The following is a 14,244-nucleotide window of genomic DNA, read 5'->3' as shown; positions in this document are numbered from 1 at the left end:
GTTTAAGGTTTGAAGAAAGAGTAAAGTTTTCAGCGCAGTCGCTGGCTGATGACCTTGGAGACCCCGTCACCCTGCATCGACACGCCGTACAGCGCGTCGGCGACCTCCATCGTCCGCTTCTGATGCGTGATGACGATGAGCTGCGAGCTCTCCTGGAGCTCCTCCATGATCCGGATCAGCCGCTGCAGATTGGTGTCGTCGAGCGCTGCCTCGACCTCGTCCATCACATAGAACGGGCTCGGCCTCGCCTTGAAGATCGAGACCAGCAACGCGACAGCCGTCAGGGACCGCTCACCGCCCGACAGCAGGGAGAGCCGCTTGACCTTCTTGCCCGGCGGGCGGGCCTCGACGTCGACACCGGTCGCCAGCATGTTGTCCGGATCGGTCAGGACGAGCCGGCCCTCGCCGCCCGGGAAGAGCCGTGAGAAGACGCCCTCGAACTCCCGGGCCGTGTCCCGGTATGCCTCCGTGAACACCTGCTCGACCCGCTCGTCGACCTCCTTGATCACCTGCATCAGATCGGCCCGGGTCTTCTTCAGGTCTTCGAGCTGCTCGGAGAGGAACTTGTGCCGCTCCTCCAACGCCGAGAACTCCTCCAGGGCAAGCGGATTCACCTTCCCGAGCTGCTGATACGCCCGTTCGGCGGACTTCAGCCGCTTCTCCTGCTCGGTCCTGACGAACGGCTTCGGCTGGTTACGCGGGTGCTCCGGATCCTCCGGCAGCTCCTCGCCCTCCGCGGCCGGCGACGGCGGCACCAACTGGTCGGGGCCGTACTCGCCGACCAGCCCGGCCGGCTCCACACCCAGCTCCTCGAGGGCCTTCGCCTCCAGCTGCTCTATCCGCAGCCGCTTCTCGGCGCCGAGCACCTCGCCGCGGTGGACGGAGTCGGTCAGCTTGTCCAGCTCGCCCTTGAGTTCACGGCCGTGGCCGCGCTCGGCGGTCAGCTCCCGCTCGCGCTCCGCCTTCGCCGCCTCGGCCGCGACCCGCTCCTCCTCGGCCCGTACGACGGACACCTCGACATGGGCGAGAAGCTGACGGGCGCCGGACGCGACGGCGGAGGCGACCGCGGCCTCATGGCGCAACCGGCTGCGGCGCTGCTCGGCGCGGGCACGGGCCTCGCGTTCGGCACGGGCGCCGCGGTCGAGGGAATCGGCGCGTCCGGCGAGCCCCTTGACACGTTCCTCATGGGTACGTACCTGGAGGCGGGCCTCCATCTCGGTCTGGCGGGCGTTGGCCCCGTCGGCCGCGAGCCGGTCACGCACGGAGTTGTCGGGCTCCTCCTCGACCGGCATCTCCTCGGCCACGAGCAGCCGCTCGGCCAGCTCCTCGGCCTCCTCGGTCGCCCGCTCCAGCGCCTCCTGGGCGCGAGCGGCGGAGGCGGCCGACCGTTCGGCCTCACCCGCGGCGCCGCGCGCCTGCCCGGCGAGCCGCCCGAGCTGCTGGGCCACCCCGGACTTCTCCCGTTCGGCGGCCCTGCGCCGCTCCGCCAGCTCCTCCACCAGTTCGGCGCAGGCACTGCGCCGCTCCCCCGCGAGTCGCTGGGCCTCAGCCAACTCGGTGCACCGTACGGCCAGTTCCGCCAGCTCGGCGGTGGCCTCGTCGACGGACGCCTGCACTTCGAGAAGGCTGGGCGCGCCGGCTGACCCGCCGTGCGCGAAGCGGGCTCCCAGGACATCTCCTTCGCCGGTCACCGCGGTCAGCTCGGGGTGCGCGGCAACAAGATCCTCGGCGTCCTCCAGCGTGGGGACGACCACCATGCCCCGCACGAGCCCACGCACGGCGTCCATCAGGCCGGCCGGCCCCTGGACAAGATCGGCGACAGCGGGCGGGGCATCCTGGGCCACCGCGCGGAGCAGCGGACCGGACGCCTGGGGATGTCCGGCGATCCGGTGTGCCGGGGCGTCCGCCACGGGGCCGTGGCCTACGCCCTGCCCGGGCAGCCGGGCGGCGTCGGCCGGGACCGCCCCCTGCTCACCGCCCGGACCGGGTACGAACCCGGCCCTCGTCTCCGTGTCCTGCGCGGCGGGCACCGCGACCTGCCCGGGCAGACGCCGGGCATCCGCGTCCACCGGCGCACCCGGCCCGGGCCCCTGCCCCGGAACGCCTCCCGCGTCGACCGCATCCGCGGGCCCAGCACCCCCCAGCAGCAACGCCGCCCGCCCCGCGTCCTGCTTGCGCAGCAGACGGATCGCGTTCGCTGCCGTGGCCGGATCCGTCACGGCCACCGCGTCCGCCGCAGCGCCCAGGGCCGCTGCCACCGCCACCTCGTGGCCCGGGGCCACCGTCAGGAGTTCAGCGGCCGGGCCGAGCAGACCGGACAGGGTGTCCTTCGAGGCGAGCAGCACCCCCGTGCCGTCCTTGCGGCGCAGGCCCAGGGCCAGGGCATCGTGGCGGGCCGCCACCGCCGCCCGCTTGCGTTCCGCTCCGGTGGCGGCCTCCCGGGCGGCCGAGAGGGCCGCATCCGTCTCCGCCAGCTCCCGTCTGGCGTCGTCGTGGCGCTCGCCCAGCTCCGCGTCACCCGCATCCAGGCCCGCCACCTCGGCCTTGAGCTGCTCGTACTCCTCCTGCGCTGCGACCGCCCGCTCCTGCGCCTCGTCGCGCGAGGCGGCCAGCCGGTCGATCTCCGCCTGCGCCGAACCGGCCCGGCTCCGGGCCGCGTTGACCTGTCCGGTCAACCGCGCCAGACCTTCGCGCCGATCCGCGATGGCCCGGGCCGCATCCTTGAGCCTGCGTTCTTCGGCGACCAACTCCCTTTCCAGTTCGGCCCGGTGGGCGGCGGTGTCCTCCAGCGCGTGTTCCGCCGCCTCCAGCGCGGCCTCCAGCTCCGCCTCCTGCTCACGGATCCGGGCGGCTTCGCGCTCCATGTCCTCCGGGTCGCGACCGCGCCGCTCCTCCTCCGGTGCGGCGGTGGCGCTCTTCACGCGGGCGTCGGCGAGCGAGATCGTGCCGCGTACCCGTTCGGCCAGCTGCGAGAGCTCGTACCAGGTCTGCTGGGCGCGCTGCAGCCGCGGCGCCAGCCGCCGTACCTCGTCCTCCAGCTCCGCCTCCCGGGCCAGAGCCGCCTTGAGTTCCGCCTCCGCCGCTTCCCGGCGCTGCTTCAGCGCGGCTTCGTCGGCGATCTCACTGCGCAGCGCGTTGCGCAACCGCACCAGGTCGTCGGCGAGCAGCCGCAGCCGGGCGTCGCGCAGATCGGCCTGGATGACGGCGGCCCGCCGGGCGACGGCCGCCTGCCGGCCCAACGGTTTCAGCTGCCGCCGCAGTTCGTCCGTCAGGTCCTGGACGCGGGCCAGGTTGGCCCCCATCGCGTCCAGTTTCCGCAGCGCCTTCTCCTTCCGCTTGCGATGCTTGAGCACGCCCGCGGCTTCCTCGATGAACGCGCGCCGCCCCATCGGATCGGCATGGAGTACGGAGTCCAGCTGGCCCTGTCCGACGATGACGTGCATCTCCCGGCCGATGCCGGAGTCCGAGAGCAGTTCCTGGATGTCGAGGAGCCGGCAGGTGTCACCGTTGATCTGGTATTCGCTGCCGCCGTTCCGGAACATGATCCGAGTGATCGTCACTTCGGCGTATTCGATGGGCAGTGCGCCGTCCGCATTGTCGATGGTCAGTGACACTTCGGCGCGTCCGAGGGGGGGCCGCCCGGTGGTGCCGGCGAAGATCACGTCTTCCATCTTGCCGCCGCGCAGGGATTTGGCTCCCTGCTCACCCATGACCCAGGAGAGCGCATCCACCACATTGGACTTGCCGGAACCGTTGGGACCGACGACACAGGTGATCCCCGGTTCGAACCGCAGGGTCGTGGCGGAGGCGAACGATTTGAAACCACGCAGGGTCAGGGCCTTGAGATGCACGCCGCCGGACTCTACCTTTCGCTCTCGGTTTCGCTGATGAAGGTGCAGGGCACATCAGACGGTAAGGGAAGGGGTGTACGTCCGGGGCGGTCCGGCGCAGGTCCGCGAGACAAAGAAAGAAGGGACGCCGAGGCGCCCCTTTAAATCTTGCTGCTGTACTGCGTGACGGATCAAGAACGCGGCGGATCAATGGCGCGACAGATCAGAGCGATGATCTTCAGTGATCCGGTGACGATCCGGTGATGAACTCAGACGGCTGACGCAAGCAGCCCGACCGGCCCCTGTGGGCCTTGGGTCAGGTCAGCGCCGGCTCCGCCTGGGGTACGTCGATGTCGATGCTGTCGAGCAGCGACTCTTGGTGCTGGGCGGCGGCGTTGAGCGCATCGTTTTCGTCCTGAATCCGTACGAGCTCGGATTCAAGATCCTGGACGCGCTGCTGGAGCCGTCGCATCTCGGCGAGGAGTCGCGGGTCGGAACCGCCGACGTAACCGAGAAGCGCCTTTGCCATGATGGATGGTCCTCCACACTGAGTGACCGACCGATGCGGTGTGGGTCGTGAGGGAATCGCACCCGCGGTGCTCGGCAGCGCTCTTCATCACTGCGGTTCTGCTGCCAACCAGCTCTGCCAAACAGCTAAGGTGCGCGGGGTTTTCAGCGTCTCACCAAAAAGTTTGACGGTCAACACGATCACACCCTGTAGAGGCGGGCGTCCCTGGGGCGCGCGGCTTGACGATCATGCGGCGCGACTCTCCTACGGGGCCTGAAGGGCGTGGAGATCATCCTTACTGCCGCAGCCTGGCATGCCAACGGAATCTTGGCAACCACTCGGTCCTTTCGCAGGTCATTTCATGTGTACGCGGATCGCTGACGTACACCGTCACCCCACGACGCCCCTCGAACACGGTCCGAACACGGCCGCGAATTCGGTCGGAATTCGGATCACGATCAGCGGATGGCGAATCCCTCGTAACCACCGCGCGGGGTGTCCCAGATCTCAGTGACTCCGTCCACGCGGCCGGGTGTGTCGTCGGACCGCAGCCACTCCAGCAGACGGTGGCAATTCTCACGTCGCCCTTCGGCGACGACCTGCACCCGGCCGTCGTCGAGATTGAGGGCGAATCCGGTGAGGCCCCCGATCTCCAAAGCATTTGCCCTGGTGAACCAGCGGAACCCTACTTGCTGTACTCGGCCGCGTACCCAAGCAGTGAGTCGCACATCGTCGTTCATGCCAGAACGCTAACCGGCCAATTGCTCAACGGACACTTCGGCCCCATAGGCCATGGCGTACAGTCCGGTCGCAATAGCCTCACCTGATCGGGTGAGGCATGTTGACGCCCGGAGTGGCGTCCAGTTCGCCAGAAGGGGACAGCAGATGGGCCGCCATCGACGCTCCGCCGCAGGTCCCGAAGCAGGTCCGGCCGCCGACTCGTACAAGGCCGCGGACACCCGCCGCCACCGAGGCGCCCGCCGCAGGAAGCGGTCCGCCATGCATCTGCGTACCGGACTGGTCGGAGTCTCCGCGGCCATGGCCGTCGGAGCCGTGGCCGTGGCCTCCGGACTGCTGCCGGGCGGCGGCGGCTACCACGTGAGCGGCGGCACAGCCGCCGACCAGGTCCGCGCGGACGGGTCCCCGGACCTGCTGACGCAGGGCGGTTCCACCACTGCCCCGGCCGACCGCGGCATTTCGTCGGCCAGCCGCGGTACGGAACGTTCCCAGGGACCCGAGGGGTCGCGCTCCCCCAGTCCCTCGGCGACGCCGTCCGCCTCGCCTTCGAAGAAAACCGAGCAGGCGAAGAGGACGGAAGAGAGCGCTGCTCCCTCGGCGGCCGACAGGACCGGCGCCGCCCCGGCGTCCGAGACCCCCACGGCCAAGGCCTCGGCGACGCCGAAGGCGCCGGCCGTCGCTCCGACCCGCCAGACCTCGCCCCCGGCCGCCGGTACCTCCGCACAGGCGGCCGTGCTCGCTCTGGTCAACGAGGAGCGCGCGAAGGTCGGCTGCAGCCCGGTGACGGCCAGCGCCTCGCTCGCCTCGCTGGCTCAGGACTTCAGTGACGACATGGCGGCCCGCGGCTTCTTCAGCCACACCGACCCGGACGGCCAGACCCCCTGGGACCGTGCCACCAAGGCCGGCGTGACGGGGCTCGGCGGCGAGAACATCGCCCGCGGCCAGGCCGACGCGGAGGCCGTGATGACCTCCTGGATGAACAGCGAAGGCCACCGAGCAAACATTCTCAACTGCGACTACAAGACACTCGGCGTCGGAGTGCACTACGGCTCCGGCGGCCCCTGGTGGACGCAGGACTTCGGCTTCTGAGATTTTCGCGGGTCGTGACCTGCCGGCATTCTCGGGCCGTCTCGGGGCCGTTATCGGCAACCGAGGCGGCCCGAACTGTGTCTACGGCGGTCCGACGTACGGGTCTCGCTCGACGGCATCAGATGCGTGCAGGTCCGCAGCGTGAAGCCGGGGTCATGGTGGCCGAGGTATTCACTGAGAGCCTTGATGCTCTCGCCCGCGTCCAGGAGTACGGACGCGTAGAAATGCCGCAGCGCGTGCATTCCGTTATCTCGCCCAGTGACCACCCCAGCAGCGCGTAGAGCAGGACGCCACTGGCGATCGTTGAATCGGTTGCGGTTCAGGGAGAGGCCCTCAGGACTCCGGAAGATGAGCGCCGCCGTGACTGGTGGACCGTCCACTGTCTTCCAGGGCAACGTCACCTCGGCCGCGGGGAACAGCGTCAGGTGGCCGGCCAACGCGAAGGCGATGGACTCGGGCAGAGGAACATCCCGCTCCTTGCCGCCCTTGGGCGGAGCGAACACGGGGCGGTTGCGGAGCAGCTTCACTTGCCGCACCACGTGCACGAGGCCGCCGAGGAAGTCGACATCCTCGACAGCCAAGCCGAACACCTCACCTTGGCGAAGGCCGCAGCCAGCAGCAGGGTCCACGAGCGCCCGATACCGCTCCGGCAGAGCCGCCCGCACAACCTTGACCCGATCGGCGGTCCACGGCTTCACCTTGCGCGGATCGAGCCGTGGAGCCTTCACCGACCGTGCGCTGCACGGGTTGGCACGGATGAGTCGATCTTCCACCGCGGCCGTGAAAACCGTCGAGACGTGCGCGAAGATCCCGCGCCGGTAGGCGGCCGACAGGCCCGCATCCTCAAGGGACCGCATCCAAAGGCGGAGATGCGTCGGGTTGAACGAGCCGATGGACCGCTTACCGATGTGAGGGATTGCGTGCAGGCGTAACCGCATCTCGACAGACTCGCGGGTGGCAGGGTCCGTCATCTGCGTCGTCATCCACTTGATGGCGTACTGCTCGAAGGTGACCTTGCCTGCCCCGGGTGCGATGTAATCGCCGCGCGACATGTCGGCCTCGATGTTGGCCAACCACGTCTCAGCCCTGCGCTTCTGCTTGTCCGCGAAACTCTTGGACTTCTCGGTACCGTCGGGGCCGACGTACCGGGCGCGGTAGCGCATGCCGACGCCGTGGCGGTCGGTCTTCACCTTGACGGGCTTGCCGTCCCGGCCGAGCTCGATCTTGTACCAGCGGTCTTGGATGTGTCCGGCCATCAGGCAGCTTCCTTATCCATGAGGGAGACGACCCAGACGCGCACGTCCTCGGGGTCGAAGCGGAGGTGTCGGCCGACGCGGAAACCACGGGGCCCGGTGTCCTTGCGGCGCCACTGGTAGACCGTCTCGACGGGCACGCCGAGGAGGTCGGCCAGGTCGACTGGTGTCAGGTATCGCTCGGGAAGCGGCCGCTTCATGCCCACGCCTCCGCGTCGTCGGGGGCGGGCATGGCGGAGAGTGCTTCGCGGGCGGTTCGACGCACTCGTTCGCGAGACGACCGCAGAGATCAAGGCCAAGGAGCCCGGCACGCTCGTCTACGCCTGCCACACGGTCGAGGGCGAGCCCAACCAGCGGACCTTCTACGAGCTGTACGCGGATCACGCAGCGTTTGAGGAACACGAGCGCCAGGAGCACACGCGTCGTTTCCTCTCCGAGCGAGACAAGTACGTCGCGAAGACCGAGGTCGACCGCATGGCCCCCTACACCGGAAAGCACCCCACCGAGGTCACCAGTGCCTGAGTCAGACCCCCGCGCAACAGGAGCACGGATCAAGGAGATTCGCCGCGCCGCAGGCATGTCCCAGAGTGACTTGGCTGTCGCCATGGAGCGCTCTGAGAGCTGGGTCTCCCAGGTCGAGCGGGGCGTGCAGCCGGTCGAGCGGCTCTCCGTTCTCCAGACCCTGGCGGATGCGCTCGGAGTGTCAGTGCGGGACGTACGTCCGGACGCGGGAACGCCGGCCGAAGAGGCGCCGCAAGCGCAGCAGCCTGTGAGCAACGACCTGGACGCCCTGCGCGTCGCACTGACAGGACACCCCGCTCTCGGCAGCCTTTTCGATGAGCCCAGCGGTGGAGCAACGGCATCCGTCCACGAACTGCGGGTGCAGGTTGAAGAGGTCTGGGATCTCGCGCACGCGTCCAAACACGCGGCTCTCAGCGAGCGACTGTCCTCACTGCTTCCGAGCATCGAGGCAACCGTTCGTCACGCACCGGCCAGCGACCGTCTAGAGCTCCACGAGCTCAGGGCGCGTGCCTACCAGGTGGCGGCGGCCGCCTTCGTGCGGCAGGACGAGGCTGATGCCGCATGGATCGCGGCGGACCGTGCCCTTCAGGCTGCCGAGCTAGCGGGCAAACCGCTGGAAGTCGTGGCCAGCCTCTTTCGGATGGCTCATGCCTTCATCCGACAGCAGCGAACCGAGCAGGCCGAGCACGCTGCGTCATCTGCGGTCTCGGTTCTGGACCCGCGCGCCGAGTCCCCGAACTGTCCGCCAGAGGAGTTGTCTCTCCTGGGCGCCATGAACTTGGTGCTCGCCGTGATCAACGCGAGGGAGGGGCGCCGCGCCGAGACTCACCAGCACATCGGCCGGGCCCGGGAGATCGCGGCCCGCCTTGGCGAAGATCGCAACGACTTCGACACCGAGTTCGGGCCGACGAACGTCGAGCTTCACGCAGTCGCGACGGCCGTGGATTTTGGCGATGCCGGGCTCGCCTTGGACGTTGCAACAGGGGTCGACGCGAGCGGGTTGTCCTCGGAGCGACAGTCGCGTTTCTTGCTTGATGTGGCGCGAGCTCACGCGCAGCGGCGACACGTCGGCGAGGCTGTAGCCGCACTCCTGGAAGCCGAGAGGCTGGCACCCGAGCAGGTGCACAGCCATCACTCCGCACGTACGGTGGTCCATGATCTGGTCCAACTTTCAGGGAACCGGATCCCCAAGCCGTTGGCGGAGCTCGCCGAGCGCATGGCCATCAGCTAACGCGACACTCAGCCTGTTACAGGTTTCTCTACCTCATCAAGGCCCGCGCACGGCGCGGGTGCGCGCCGCCTCAGCGGCGCGGCCTGCCTCTGTCTTCGCCCCGGCTGGCCGCGCCAGGCGGCGCGCTACGTGCTGCGGGCCAAAGCGAGAACTCATCCGCGGGTCAAGAACATGCCTCCGGCGGGGGCGCTCAGACTCCGGGATGGACGGGGCGCCGTTCGCGAGTGCCGGCCGGATGGTGGCGAGCGTCGTGGGCTCCCATCCCGACCACCTTCGACCCAGGCAGAGCCGAGCAGTCGCGGCCCAGGGCGTCAAGGTCGTTCGTACAGTGGCGCGCTCCACCTTGACGCCCTGAACCACGCCCGCTCCACGGTGTGTGGGCCGAAGGCGGACGGGATGGGAGCTGGGGGTGGTTGGTGGCTGAGGATGATCGTTGACGCATCCAGGGCAACCCGTCAGGATGCGCGTCATGATGCAGCTCAGCGCCCAGGCCACCCACGGCGGTCAAGTGTTCCTGTTGATCTGGGGGGTGGTCGCGCTGGTCATGGGGTCGACATTCGCCTCGACGAAGGGGTCCGGTTGGTTTCGCAAAGTGATCGTGTCCGGGCTCGAGGGAAGACCCATGGAGCAGGCCCGCGCGCAGAACTTTGGCGGCCTGCGAGTGATAGCCACCATGGTTGCCGTAGCAGGTCTAATCGGAATCGGGGCGGCCGTCGTCCTGCTGACGCGAGGCTAGTGCTCTGACCGCATACCTTCGCCGGGTTGTGCGGGTGTGGGGCCATTGATGCCAGCTACCTGGCTGCGGCATCCGCCTATGCTCGGCTCGTGCAGCCGCTTTCCGACAGCAGCAATCCGTTGATCAGGGCGTTCCCAGCCGAGCTTGCAAGCGATGCCGAGGCAGTCCTGGCGGTGATGCCTGATTCTCGGCTCCAGCCGCATGCCTCGTTCTCGGTCGCTGTAGAGGGCCAGCAGGTCTTGATCCCTGGGCGCCTCTACAACGACGAGCCACCAACCGACGCGGTGGCGTCGCTTTCGTCGCGCCAACGGCAGCTTCTGCACTGCTTGTACTCAAGGCACTGCGACGGGGTGGTCAGACAGCGTCACCTGGAGAAGGTCGTTGGTTCCACGGACCCATGGGTCGTCCCCTTCGTCGTGCAGCTGGTTGGCGAGTACGTCTTGGAGATCCTGGTCGTCATCTGCGATGAGCTCCGTGATCTCGCCACGCCCGGCACCTGCGGCTACCTCGCTTACGGGCAATTCATCGTGGACAACCCTGCCTTCTTCGCACGCACTCAACGGCGGGTCGTGAGCTACTGGAGCTGCTACTACCGGGACACCTACGCCAGTTTTCGGGGCTACCCGGGGTGCACTCTTCTTGACCGCCTACGGTCCGCTGCCTCCGACAGAGCAGGGCATCCCTGGCCCAACCTCGCTCCAGCCGGCGCCAGGGTGGACGGCTTCTGCTAGGACCCGGGCGGGCAGGTAGGGAAGTCTGCGCGGGCCGCGCTCACCCCATCGACCTCGATGTACGGTGCCCGCGTGGATGATCGGGATGACACCTCACTGACGGAAGAGGATTACGCGTCTGTTCTCGCGGCCATGCAGACGCTGTCGGGCCGGTACCGAAGCGGTTGGACTCTGAACGAAACGCTTGCCAGGTGGCGACTCGTGGTGAAGGACATCGAGGGGGGCTTCGACACCGAATGGGTCTGGGAGTACCACAATGAATTGGCCTGTCGGGACTGGCTATGTGAGGCGTGGCCTCTCCTGACTGATCGGGTGCGCGCACTCCGGCAGCCCTTCTTGGACAGCATGGATGATCGGTTCATCGCCGCTACCGCCCCGATGCGGATAAACGGGACTGTCCTCAGTGATCGGCGCGGCAAGTGGTGGCATGACCGCTACCCTCGCGTCGTCACGGGCGAGCCCGGCGAGGAGTTGCCCGAACCGTGGTCACCGACTCCCGAATACATCGAAGATGACTGATCACGGGCTCTATCCAGCTCGAATGGACCAGAGGCTGCCCTGTAAAGACAGCGCCCATTTCTGAGATCAGCACCTGACAGCAACAGCGGCGCACACCGACGGTTAACGCCGATCACGCACGACCGCCGAGGCCGGTGAACCAGCTGTATTCCCTGGCGTGGCAGGGGTGTGCGACAGACCTGACAAAGATGAGGCCACACGTTCAAGTCCTGCGCTCCTCGCCAATGGGCCGCGCCTGAAGTGGACGCGCATCTGGTGGAGGACGCAAGCGCCTGTCAAGATCAAGCCGTGAATGAGCCTTCGATTCCCGCGAGATTGAACAGGGCCCTCGACTGGGCAGGGCTGCCTCTGTCCGCCCTCATTCTTGCGGATGGCATCACGGACTACCGCGACGGAGGGTCCGTGGGCTGGCCAATCGGCGGAGCGGCGCTTGTTCTGGTCAGCCTTTGGGTGACCTACCGCGGGATGGGTCGCCGGCGCTGACCGATCCGGCTTGAGCTACGGATCAGAAGTTCCCCGTGCCACAACCGCGCCAGATTGGGCGGGGACTCACGGGGAACAGCGGCTGCTGGCGGAGACCACAGCCAGCAGACGCCGAAGTCGGCATCCCGCAGGTCAGACCCCAACTCGCCCCACCACGCTCCTAAAGCGGGTGTCGCCGAGGTGCCTTCTACAAGCGCCCAGCCAGACGGCGACGTTGAGTGTGGGACGTCCACCCCAGAGCGCGAAATGTGGCTCGCGGATCAGGTGCGCCAGGGCAGTGCGTATCCTTCGCGCAGCGGTCCGCCGAGCAGATCGAGAACTTGCCCAGCTGCAGTGGCCAACGGTGCCGGGTTCGCGTGATCGGCCACGGCTTGATGGCCATCCAGCAGAGCCTTGCCACGTACCGGGTCCGCACCTAGCAGTCGGCGGGGCAGCCACTTGCCAATGCCCGTCCAAGCACCGTGGTGGGCGGTGAGCAGGTGTGCCGCCTCGCGCAGGGTGAAGTCGGCGAGGGAAAGCTGTTCATACCGACTGGCTGGCGGGGTGTCGACTAGGTCGTCCATGTAACAGGTAAGGCCGTAGCGACTTCGTTCCCTTTCCGCCGGCGTGAGGGGAGGAGGACCGCCCGCGAGCACCGCGCGGGCCTGTTCGCACGTTCGAGACAGATGACCGTGCAGGTCCAACAGGGGCAGGCCCTGGTCATAGATGAAAAGGACCGTGCCTCGGCGGCGTGCCCTGTCCCACTCAAAGAATTCCGGCACGTCCGCAAGGGTGTTCAGGAACAGCTCGGCCAGACGGCCCTCATGACGTATCACCTCACGGCGGCTAGTGTCCGAGTCCGGCAGAAGGACCGCCACGTCGAGATCACTGCTCGAAGTAGCGCGCCCCTGGGCAACCGAGCCTCCTAGCACGGCACCCAGAGCGTGCGGGAAGCGCGTAGTGACCAACCGAAGAGCCTGGGCGGCAAAAGTGCCTTGATCATCCATGGGCGCTCATCGTGCCATCCCCAGAGGATGCCGACCAGGGGCCGATGCGCCACGCGGTTCGCATCCAGGGGCTCGCTTGCTGCTGCGGGAGTGAGCGCAGGCACGGTCATCTGCCATGCAGGCCACAACCATCAGGTGAAGATCAAGCTGGACGAGTGGGACCGGCCGGAGTGATCCGCGCCGGGCCGTCCCTGAGCCGTGCGGGGGTGCCCAATGACGACCAACGTTGACAACCACCGACAGCTAAGTCGCGGGTCGCAGCGTTGATCGATTGCATGTGCGCAGGTCGGGCACCCGGCGTGTCACTTCTTCGGCTTCTGAGATTTTCGCGGGTCGTGACCTGCCGGCATTCTCGGGCCGTCTCGGGGCCGTTATCGGCAACCGAGGCGGCCCGAACTGTGTCTACGGCGGTCCGACGTACGGGTCTCGCTCGACGGCATCAGATGCGTGCAGGTCCGCAGCGTGGAAGCCGGGGTCATGGTGACCGAGGTATTCACTGAGCCGCCCGCGCTGGAGAGGGCTGGCCGGCGGCATGAGGTCAGAGCCCGTCGTGGCCGGGGCGGTCGGCTCCACGACTTCAGCCTGCCGCTTCCGGGCGAGCCTCGAAGATCATGGCCCCAACGCCGTGCTTCAACGGGCAGACTGCCCGACGCGCCGGATGCTTACGGGGCCGTGATCACACTCGCCCCAGAGCAGCTCCCGGCCAAAGTCGTTCCACGCACCGCGCAGTACAGTGCCGACAAGAGGCGACATTGACCGACCAAGAGCCCGTGCAGGACGCACTCCATGAGGCCACTACAGGCCTTATGCGTACCCTTGCGGTGATTCTGTTGATCATCGTCGTACCGATTGTCCTCATGGCGGCCATCGGCTTGCTGTTCTTTGCCGTGGGCGGCGTTGTCGACCATTGATCGTCACGCAGCGCGCGCAGACAGGCGAGACGCACCCGAGCCATTCCGTGACCGGGTCGAGAGACCTCGATGACCGACTTGCCCGTAGTTCGCATCGAGTGGCCGACAGCTGAGTCGCAGGTCGCAGCGTTGATCGATTACACGGGCGGAGGTGAGGGAACCGGCCCCTCACCACTTCGGCCTCCGATCCGCCGGACACCCGCCCCGGAGCCGTCTCGGACTCACCGCTTACGCCCGCACAGCGCACTCCGGAAGTGAGCACTGTGCGGGCGTAAGCTGCGTTCATGGACGAGAGCACGCGTCGGGACCGCGCCGACAGCCTGCCGTTCGACGTGTTCTCCCGGCAGTGCCCCTCGCGCGGCACGCTGGAGCATGTCACCGGACGCTGGGGCAGCCTGACGCTGACCGCCCTGCACGATTCCGGTGCCCGCTTCAACGAGCTGCGGCGCAGGGTCGACGGGGTGAGCGAGAAGATGCTCTCCCAGACGCTTCACGCTCTGGAGCGGGACGGGCTCGTCCAGCGGGAGGCGCAGCCCACCAACCCGCCCCGTGTCGACTACGAGCTGACCCCGCTGGGACGCGAGGTCGCCGGCCGGCTGCGCGGGCTGATCCAGTTCGTCGAGGGCCGGATGCCCGAGGTGCTGGACGCCCGCACCCGTTACGACAGGGCCCGCGAGAGCTAACGGCTCCGGCTTGATCGGCCGGAC

Annotated in this window: 14 protein-coding genes; 8 read left to right on the top strand and 6 right to left on the bottom strand. The window is 67.9% G+C overall.

Going from position 1 to position 14,244, the window contains the following annotated elements:
* Nucleotides 1–29: 29 nt before the first annotated feature.
* From ACFYP5_RS29650 to ACFYP5_RS29640, 3 genes are all read right to left on the bottom strand, one after another.
* Nucleotides 30–3,851, bottom strand: a complete 3,822-nt coding sequence (locus tag ACFYP5_RS29650; protein ID WP_389041719.1) for an AAA family ATPase — start codon at nucleotides 3,849–3,851, stop codon at nucleotides 30–32.
* Between the two features lie 295 nt (nucleotides 3,852–4,146).
* Entirely contained in the window at nucleotides 4,147–4,359 is a 213-nt protein-coding gene (locus tag ACFYP5_RS29645) for a hypothetical protein (protein WP_018551753.1), read from the bottom strand.
* 437 nt (nucleotides 4,360–4,796) lie between these two features.
* The gene (locus tag ACFYP5_RS29640; protein WP_389041717.1) at nucleotides 4,797–5,078 is read right to left on the bottom strand and encodes an acylphosphatase; all 282 of its coding nucleotides are present in this window, start codon (nucleotides 5,076–5,078) and stop codon (nucleotides 4,797–4,799) included.
* A 145-nt stretch (nucleotides 5,079–5,223) separates the two neighbouring features.
* On the opposite strand from ACFYP5_RS29640, the gene ACFYP5_RS29635 reads away from it, so the two are divergent.
* Nucleotides 5,224–6,165, top strand: a complete 942-nt coding sequence (locus tag ACFYP5_RS29635) for a CAP domain-containing protein (protein ID WP_389041715.1) — start codon at nucleotides 5,224–5,226, stop codon at nucleotides 6,163–6,165.
* 50 nt (nucleotides 6,166–6,215) lie between these two features.
* Here ACFYP5_RS29635 and ACFYP5_RS29630 read toward each other — a convergent pair whose 3' ends face one another.
* Together ACFYP5_RS29630 and ACFYP5_RS29625 are read right to left on the bottom strand one after the other, a co-directional pair.
* Nucleotides 6,216–7,421: a tyrosine-type recombinase/integrase gene (locus ACFYP5_RS29630; protein ID WP_389041713.1), complete on the bottom strand. Its 1,206-nt coding sequence runs from the start codon at nucleotides 7,419–7,421 to the stop codon at nucleotides 6,216–6,218.
* The gene (locus tag ACFYP5_RS29625; protein WP_389041711.1) at nucleotides 7,421–7,618 is read right to left on the bottom strand and encodes a helix-turn-helix domain-containing protein; all 198 of its coding nucleotides are present in this window, start codon (nucleotides 7,616–7,618) and stop codon (nucleotides 7,421–7,423) included. The genes ACFYP5_RS29630 and ACFYP5_RS29625 overlap by 1 nt, the downstream gene beginning before the upstream one ends.
* A gap of 40 nt (nucleotides 7,619–7,658) precedes the next feature.
* Here ACFYP5_RS29625 and ACFYP5_RS29620 point away from each other — a divergent pair, with 40 nt between their 5' ends.
* The 5 genes from ACFYP5_RS29620 (at nucleotide 7,659) to ACFYP5_RS29600 (ending at nucleotide 11,157) form a co-directional block, all read left to right on the top strand.
* A complete protein-coding gene (locus ACFYP5_RS29620; RefSeq protein ID WP_389041710.1) occupies nucleotides 7,659–7,940 on the top strand; it encodes a putative quinol monooxygenase in 282 nt (93 codons plus the stop codon).
* Nucleotides 7,933–9,171 carry a helix-turn-helix domain-containing protein gene (locus tag ACFYP5_RS29615; RefSeq protein ID WP_389041708.1) on the top strand — a complete coding sequence of 413 codons (1,239 nt, stop codon included), beginning with the start codon at nucleotides 7,933–7,935 and terminating at the stop codon, nucleotides 9,169–9,171. The genes ACFYP5_RS29620 and ACFYP5_RS29615 overlap by 8 nt, the downstream gene beginning before the upstream one ends.
* A 469-nt stretch (nucleotides 9,172–9,640) precedes the next feature.
* Nucleotides 9,641–9,907, top strand: coding sequence for a hypothetical protein (locus tag ACFYP5_RS29610; RefSeq protein WP_389041707.1), 267 nt, complete (start codon nucleotides 9,641–9,643; stop codon nucleotides 9,905–9,907).
* 89 nt (nucleotides 9,908–9,996) lie between these two features.
* Nucleotides 9,997–10,638 carry a hypothetical protein gene (locus ACFYP5_RS29605; protein ID WP_389041705.1) on the top strand — a complete coding sequence of 214 codons (642 nt, stop codon included), beginning with the start codon at nucleotides 9,997–9,999 and terminating at the stop codon, nucleotides 10,636–10,638.
* Nucleotides 10,639–10,710: 72 nt separating this feature from the next.
* Complete coding sequence (locus ACFYP5_RS29600; protein ID WP_389041704.1) at nucleotides 10,711–11,157, top strand: hypothetical protein; 447 nt, start codon at nucleotides 10,711–10,713, stop codon at nucleotides 11,155–11,157.
* 743 nt (nucleotides 11,158–11,900) lie between these two features.
* Here ACFYP5_RS29600 and ACFYP5_RS29595 read toward each other — a convergent pair.
* On the bottom strand, nucleotides 11,901–12,626 hold the full coding sequence (locus ACFYP5_RS29595) for a nucleotidyltransferase domain-containing protein (protein WP_389041702.1): 726 nt from the start codon (nucleotides 12,624–12,626) through the stop codon (nucleotides 11,901–11,903).
* A 770-nt stretch (nucleotides 12,627–13,396) separates the two neighbouring features.
* Here ACFYP5_RS29595 and ACFYP5_RS29590 point away from each other — a divergent pair.
* Together ACFYP5_RS29590 and ACFYP5_RS29585 are read left to right on the top strand one after the other, a co-directional pair.
* Nucleotides 13,397–13,537 carry a hypothetical protein gene (locus tag ACFYP5_RS29590; RefSeq protein WP_389041700.1) on the top strand — a complete coding sequence of 47 codons (141 nt, stop codon included), beginning with the start codon at nucleotides 13,397–13,399 and terminating at the stop codon, nucleotides 13,535–13,537.
* A gap of 284 nt (nucleotides 13,538–13,821) precedes the next feature.
* The gene (locus ACFYP5_RS29585; protein WP_389041698.1) at nucleotides 13,822–14,220 is read left to right on the top strand and encodes a winged helix-turn-helix transcriptional regulator; all 399 of its coding nucleotides are present in this window, start codon (nucleotides 13,822–13,824) and stop codon (nucleotides 14,218–14,220) included.
* The last annotated feature ends 24 nt before the right edge of the window (nucleotides 14,221–14,244 follow it).

This window comes from Streptomyces sp. NPDC005262, from assembly GCF_042872425.1.
Taxonomy (GTDB): Bacteria; Actinomycetota; Actinomycetes; order Streptomycetales; family Streptomycetaceae; genus Streptomyces.
Note: the sequence above shows the minus strand (reverse complement) of the source record. Positions and strands in the feature narration are given on the sequence as shown.

Bases quoted from the DNA above. Each gene is read 5' to 3' on its own strand.
- ACFYP5_RS29645 (WP_018551753.1), bottom strand. From the start codon at position 4,359: ATGGCAAAGGCGCTTCTCGGTTACGTCGGCGGTTCCGACCCGCGACTC.
- ACFYP5_RS29625 (WP_389041711.1), bottom strand. From the start codon at position 7,618: ATGAAGCGGCCGCTTCCCGAGCGATACCTGACACCAGTCGACCTGGCC.
- ACFYP5_RS29585 (WP_389041698.1), top strand. From the start codon at position 13,822: ATGGACGAGAGCACGCGTCGGGACCGCGCCGACAGCCTGCCGTTCGAC.
- ACFYP5_RS29610 (WP_389041707.1), top strand. From the start codon at position 9,641: ATGATGCAGCTCAGCGCCCAGGCCACCCACGGCGGTCAAGTGTTCCTG.
- ACFYP5_RS29595 (WP_389041702.1), bottom strand. From the start codon at position 12,626: ATGGATGATCAAGGCACTTTTGCCGCCCAGGCTCTTCGGTTGGTCACT.
- ACFYP5_RS29635 (WP_389041715.1), top strand. From the start codon at position 5,224: ATGGGCCGCCATCGACGCTCCGCCGCAGGTCCCGAAGCAGGTCCGGCC.
- ACFYP5_RS29640 (WP_389041717.1), bottom strand. From the start codon at position 5,078: ATGAACGACGATGTGCGACTCACTGCTTGGGTACGCGGCCGAGTACAG.
- ACFYP5_RS29630 (WP_389041713.1), bottom strand. From the start codon at position 7,421: ATGGCCGGACACATCCAAGACCGCTGGTACAAGATCGAGCTCGGCCGG.